Genomic DNA, 6,123 nt, shown 5'->3' on the forward strand with positions numbered 1-6,123 from the left:
AACTCACCGCCACAACCACCGCCACCATTGCACAGGCTTCTAAGAGCGCAATATCATTATTCAGGGAAGCTTCCAGGAGCAATGCGCCAAACCCTTTATAAGCAAAGAAAAATTCAACAACAATAACACCGGACAACAGCCAGTTGATTTGCAGCATAATGACAGTGAAAGGAGCGATTAAGGCATTACGCAACGCATGCCTGATAATCACCTGCCTGTAGGGGAGACCCTTTAATACTGCTGATCTTATGTACTGGGATGTCATCACTTCAGCCATGGATGCCCGGGTCATACGGGCAACATAGCCAAAATCATACACCACCAATACCATGGCGGGAAGGATCAGTTGTTTGAACTCAAACCCTCCTGCCATGGAGCTTGTTCCCGGCAGCCACTTTAAACCAAATACAAAGAGGGCGGAAAAAAATACAGCACTGGCAAATTCCGGTACTGATGTGGTTAAAATGCCAAAAACAGATATGGTTCGATCCAGAATGGAACCCTCCTTCATTCCGGATAACACACCCAGGGTTAAGGATAAAGGGATCATGATGGCAAAGGTCCAGAAGCCCAGGATGGCTGTATTCCATAACCGCGGTAAGAGTACATCTTTTACCGGGCCTTTGTAGCGGATGGATGTTCCAAGGTTGCCAGTGGCAAAATTACCCAGCCATTTTGCGTAACGCACGATAACCGGCTGGTTATACCCATGCTGATCCCGCCACATCTCCCTTTGTGATTCACTGGAAAAATTACCCAGAACACGGGTGGCAGGATCACCGGTAAGACCTGTTTCCAGAAGTATGAAAAGGATTATCGATACGACAATCATGGTAAAAATCATGAAACCGATTCGCTTTAACAGCAGCAAAACCATTCTGACTCCTTAAATATAAACGTGACTTTTATCTCTGGCAAGAGGGGAAGATCCCCCCTTACCAGACATTCTACTGTCAATTAAGCCAGTGAAACCTTGCGAAAAAGATAGTATCGGGTCGGATGCATTTCAAAGCCAACCACATTTTCTGATATTGCGGTGAAAACAGATCGGAAGAAAGGTTGTACCAGGACAGCGTCATCCTGCAGGATTTTTTCAACCTTCTCCATCTTGACCCGGCGGTCTTCAACATTGAATGTTGCTTCCGCTTCATCCAGGGCGGCATCAAACTTGGGATTATTATAGCTGGATTCATTCCAGGGTACCCCGGCGCGATAGGCCAGTCCCAGGACCATAACAGCCAGAGGACGGTGGGTCCAGGAGGTGAGACTTAAAGGCGCCTTTGTCCAGACATCCCAGTATTGTGCAGACGGCATCACATTCATTTTAATGTTGATCCCGGCTTTGGCAGCATCTTCTTTGAGTACGGCAACGGAATTTTGCTCCCAGACACCATCAGTATTTCCCACGTTGCAGGTTAATTCAATGCCATCGGGATATCCTGCTTCTTTCAGCAGTTTTTTCGCACCGGCAATGTCCTGTTTAACAGGAGGAAGTTTAAAATACTCGGGATGGATGGTTGCAACATGATGGTGTTCTGCAACAACCCCCAGGCCCTGGTGGGCGATTTTAAGCTGTCTTTCTACATCACAGCATTTTTGAACCGCCTTGCGCACGCGGATGTCGTCAAAGGGTTTTTCCGTTACCTTCATACGGATAACGCCGGTTTGCGTGGAGGGAATTGAGACGACCTTAATTCCCGGAATATTCTTGGCTGCTTCCAATGTTGTCAGATCAAGCATATAAATTCCATCCACCTGTTTTGATGCGATGGCAGCCAGGTAAGCTCCGGCATCCTGGCCCAGGTCAATGAAACGGATTTCATCAAGAAAAGCTTCGTCACCCCAATAGGGGGCTTTGCGCTTTTTCAATACAGCTATCTCGCCGACTTTGAATTTAGAAAGAGCGTAGGGTCCGGTACCCACCGGATTTTTAGAAAGATCTCCACCCTCTTTTTCAAAATTGCGGTGAACAATAGCGGTGGGATAGTTGTAAAGATTTTCAGGAATTGACAGAACCGCTGACTTCAGGTTAAGTCTTACCGTATGATCATCTACTTTTTCCACGGCATTTTTGATCATGCGCTTGATGGGATTGCCTTTTTTATCTTTCTCGCCCGTCTCTTCAAGCATGGCGTTGAACAATCCCAGGTTGGATGATCCGGTTTTAGGATCCAGCCACCGGGTAAAGTTAAACACCACATCATCCGCAATAAAGTCATCACCATTGGACCATTTGACTCCTTTGCGAAGGTGGAAGATCCAGGTTTTCAGATCATCAGATACTTCCCAGCTCTCTGCCAGATTAGGTCTAGTGATATTATCCGGGCCGGTTTCCACCAGATATTCGACAATATTCCGGGCAACAATAGACTTCTCGGTCCAGGAATATGTGGCCGGGTCAGCCATTTCCATTACCTGCATACCCCATTTCAAGACGCCGCCTTTTTTCTGGCCGGCATGGGCGGTTGAAATCAGGTCAGGTAAAATATCTTTACCCAGAATTGCACTTGCAAGGCCATAGGCAGTGGTTACGGATATACCTAATAAGGTTGTTGTGCGTAAAAATTCACGGCGGGAACATTTACCTTCCGTGAGGCTTTTTTTCATTTCTTCAACACCGGGATGCACTTTTTTAGTCGATAGTTTATCTTTTTTTTCGGCCATAATTGTATTCCTCCCCAAAAAAAATTATTAAAATGAAACCGTTTATTAATATTCAAAAAATTACGAAATATTGCAAGTTTATTAGAGATTTCAGGATAAAGTCAAGGAATAAAAAAGTAAAATAAATTATATTCATTTTGTAATACAAAACCAGATACAGAATTTTTATTCTTTTTAAGCGAGTTCATATGAATCAGGTGATATAGTGTCAGGATAGTATTGGACATTTTTAATCTTAATTGCTAACATTCGAAATAAAATATAGTTTTATAAATTGAATTATGAATTGAATACAAAAAGGAGTTTGGATTGATCTCAAAAAAGAAAATCAAAAATTCCAAGGGCAAAGACCTTACAAGAGAAGCATATAACGATATCAGAAAGATGATTTTTTCAAATGAACTCAAGCCCGGACAAAAAATTCCGTACAGAAGAATGGCAGAAGGATTAAACATGAGTTTGACACCCGTTGTCCAGGCCCTGAAACATATGGAATTCATGGGCCTGGTACGCCATGAACAAAATAAGGGATTTTTTGTTGATAAGGTGACTCCCCAGGAGATTGACGAAGCTTATAAGCTTAGGAGCATCATCGAACCTAAAATGCTGGCCCAGACCATTTTAAACCTTGACGAACAAGGTGAAAAAAAGATTAGAATTGCTTTGGATGAATATATTGAGGCCTGTCAAAAAGGATCTTTAAAATTAAAACTAGTGAAAGATATTCAATTTCACATGTCCATAGCAGAACTATCAGGTCAAAATTTATCCATTTTAATTCTAAAGTATTTATTTGATTTTCTGTATCTCAGGTTTGGTCAGGAGCTTATATTCTCACGTCCTTCAGAAGATTCAACCGATGCCCATACTGCCATATTTAATGCGATTAAATCCAAAGATATTGAAACAGCAGCAAAGGTTCTTGAAAAACATATAAAAGACATTCATAAAAATGCTTTGGATGGTATTCAAGAGAGGCTTTCAGAAGCGGACGATATTATTTTTTAATTTTCGGTGTAATATCAAATCAGCAATACCTATATAATTTCTTGACAAAGTGAATTACATTTTGTATTTGATTTTTCAGGCAGTTTTTTTAACTCCTTAAAGCAGGAAATTATCAATATGCAAATCCCTTGGTTCTCAAATTCTAAAACCGGTTTTATACCATCAGGCAGGCCCTTTGTAAAAATGCATGGACTGCGTAATGATTTTGTCATTGTTGATGGCCGCAAGGAACCCTACAGCCCCTCTGCAAAAGAAATTATTCACATATGCGACCGCCACGAGGGTATCGGTGCCGATGAATTGTTGATTGTGGAACCGGCTAGAAGCCATGGCACATATGCCTTTGTTCGAATTATTAATCCGGACGGACGGGAGGTTGAGGCTTGTGGCAACGCCACTCGATGTATCGGGTGGCTGCTGTTAAAGGAATGCAATCAAAAAAAAATCCAAATAGAGACCCTTGGCGGGATGCTGACCTGCGTCCTTGCCGGTGAAAAACAGGTGAGTGTGGAAATGGGAAGAATCAAGACCCTTTGGCAGGATATTCCTTTATCACAAGAAATGGACACCCTGCATCTGAATATCGGGACAGGTCCTTTAAATGATCCTGTGGGGATGAATATCGGCAACCCTCATGCGGTATTTTTTGTGGAAGATGTGGATACCATTGATTTGCCAAAATATGGGAAAACACTTCAAACCCATCCGCTATTTCCCCAGGAGGCAAATATTGGTGTTGCCCAGCTTATCAATTCACAAACACTAAAACTTTCGGTGTGGGAGCGACCCGGCAACATGACAACTGCTTGTGGCACCGGAGCCTGTGTTGCCGTTGCAGCAGCCCATAGAAGAGGTCTGACCGATAAAAAGCGCATGACAGTGATCATGCCGGCAGGATCTGTGGTGATTGAACTTAAAAGTAATAATCTTGCTGTCATGACGGGGCCGATAGAGGTTTGTTATGTGGGGTATCTTTCATAATTGTAATATTAAAATATCAAATTTAAGGAGTTATCATAAATGAATGCAAAAGAAAGAATGGAAGCTGCAATTAATTTAAAGCCTGTGGACAAGGTTCCTAATGCGCCGTTTACTGAAGCACCGGTATGCCGGTATTTTGGTTCTACTTTTAAGGCTTCCCTTCTTGAAGGCCCGGAGATACTTAAAGCCCATATGAAAAGCCTGGAAGAGTTTAAATTTGACTGGGTGATACTGGGAATGGGCTATATAGGTGGAATTATCCCGGAAGCTTTTGACTGTAAGGTCCGTTATCCTGAGGATGTGTTCCCTATTATTGAGAAAACCAGTGTTTTTTCAATGGAGGATGTAGAGCGTATGGCAAAGAAGAATATGTTCACTAAACGAATGGAAAGTTTCCTTGAAGGGGTCAGGCTCCTTAAAAAAGAGTTAAAGGATGAAGTGCCCATTGCCTGTGAATATATTTCTCCTTTTACCATTGCAACAAGATTGAGAGGAACAAACGAAATCATGATGGACATGTATGACAACCCTGAGCTTGTGCATGCCCTTCAGGAAGCCATTGTCCCTTTGGATATCATCATGGGTAAAGCCTTGATTGATGCCGGGGTGGATTATATTTTCTATGGGGCTGACATGGAATGTCCCATTCTTTTGTCTCCAAAACATTATAAAGAGTTTGTCCATGAACCCACAACAAAGGTGTGCAATGAATTGTCGGGTTTCGGGGCAAAGGTGCTTCCCCATATGTGCGGAGATATCGTAAAGACAGGTATTGTAGATATGCTTCTGGAAATGGATATTCACGGCATCATGCCGGGTAACCTTACCCAGGAAAAAGTTCTGGATATCCGGGAATTAAAAGAAAAAGTCAAGGACCGCATCTGTATTTTTGACAATATCAATCCCAATGGACCCCTGCTGATCGGCAAACCCGAAGAGGTGGCAAAAGAAACCCTCGCACACCTTAACAAAGCAAAAGGGATGAGCGGATATATTTTTTCCACGGCAGGAACATCATCTCCTTTCACTCCAAAGGAAAACTATCTGGCAATGGACAGAAAAGTAATCAATTTTCAATGGAATTAGAAATAACATGATCCTGAAATTCAAACAGGGATAAATCAAGGAGCAAGTAAAATGGCAATAATAGATATTTTAAATTCAGTGGTTACATTTGATAAAGATGTCGTTGTTGAAAATGTAAAAAGTGCCATAAACAGTGGAATTCCCATTGATGAAATTTTAAACAAGGGCCTTATTAAAGCCATGGACGTGGTGGGTGAAAAATTTTCCAGCGGGGAAGTGTTTGTCCCTGAAATGCTTCAGGCGGCAAAAGCCATGCAGGCAGGGTTGGAAATTTTAAAGCCCCATCTGGCAGGAGATGCTTTAATGGGAAAGGGTACAATTATTATTGGTACGGTAAAAGGTGACCTGCATGATATTGGCAAGAATCTTGTAACCATGATGGTG

6 protein-coding genes are annotated in these 6,123 nt (G+C 42.3%); 4 read left to right on the forward strand and 2 right to left on the reverse strand.

From position 1 onward, the window contains the following. Together K8S13_RS12995 and K8S13_RS13000 are read right to left on the reverse strand one after the other, a co-directional pair. Positions 1-877, reverse strand: an 877-nt coding sequence (locus K8S13_RS12995; RefSeq protein ID WP_291463070.1) for an ABC transporter permease, incomplete at its 3' end; no start/stop codon positions are given. Positions 878-957: 80 nt separating this feature from the next. Then, a complete protein-coding gene (locus K8S13_RS13000; protein ID WP_291463072.1) occupies positions 958-2,664 on the reverse strand; it encodes an ABC transporter substrate-binding protein in 1,707 nt (568 codons plus the stop codon). 309 nt (positions 2,665-2,973) lie between these two features. Here K8S13_RS13000 and K8S13_RS13005 point away from each other — a divergent pair, with 309 nt between their 5' ends. The 4 genes from K8S13_RS13005 to K8S13_RS13020 all read left to right on the forward strand — a co-directional run. Then, positions 2,974-3,672 carry a GntR family transcriptional regulator gene (locus tag K8S13_RS13005; RefSeq protein ID WP_291463073.1) on the forward strand — a complete coding sequence of 233 codons (699 nt, stop codon included), beginning with the start codon at positions 2,974-2,976 and terminating at the stop codon, positions 3,670-3,672. Between the two features lie 117 nt (positions 3,673-3,789). Continuing rightward, positions 3,790-4,653 (forward strand): diaminopimelate epimerase, encoded by an 864-nt coding sequence (gene dapF, locus K8S13_RS13010; RefSeq protein ID WP_291463075.1) that lies wholly within the window; start codon positions 3,790-3,792, stop codon positions 4,651-4,653. 39 nt (positions 4,654-4,692) lie between these two features. Beyond that, complete coding sequence (locus K8S13_RS13015) at positions 4,693-5,739, forward strand: uroporphyrinogen decarboxylase family protein (RefSeq protein WP_291463077.1); 1,047 nt, start codon at positions 4,693-4,695, stop codon at positions 5,737-5,739. A 51-nt stretch (positions 5,740-5,790) separates the two neighbouring features. Continuing rightward, a partial coding sequence (locus K8S13_RS13020) for a B12-binding domain-containing protein (protein WP_291463078.1) occupies positions 5,791-6,123 on the forward strand: 333 nt, incomplete at its 3' end.

Source organism: Desulfobacula sp. (assembly GCF_021107415.1).

Excerpts from the sequence above, each read along its gene's own strand:
- K8S13_RS13000 (WP_291463072.1), bottom strand. The coding sequence starts at position 2,664 with ATGGCCGAAAAAAAAGATAAACTATCGACTAAAAAAGTGCATCCCGGT.
- dapF (WP_291463075.1), top strand. The coding sequence starts at position 3,790 with ATGCAAATCCCTTGGTTCTCAAATTCTAAAACCGGTTTTATACCATCA.
- K8S13_RS13015 (WP_291463077.1), top strand. The coding sequence starts at position 4,693 with ATGAATGCAAAAGAAAGAATGGAAGCTGCAATTAATTTAAAGCCTGTG.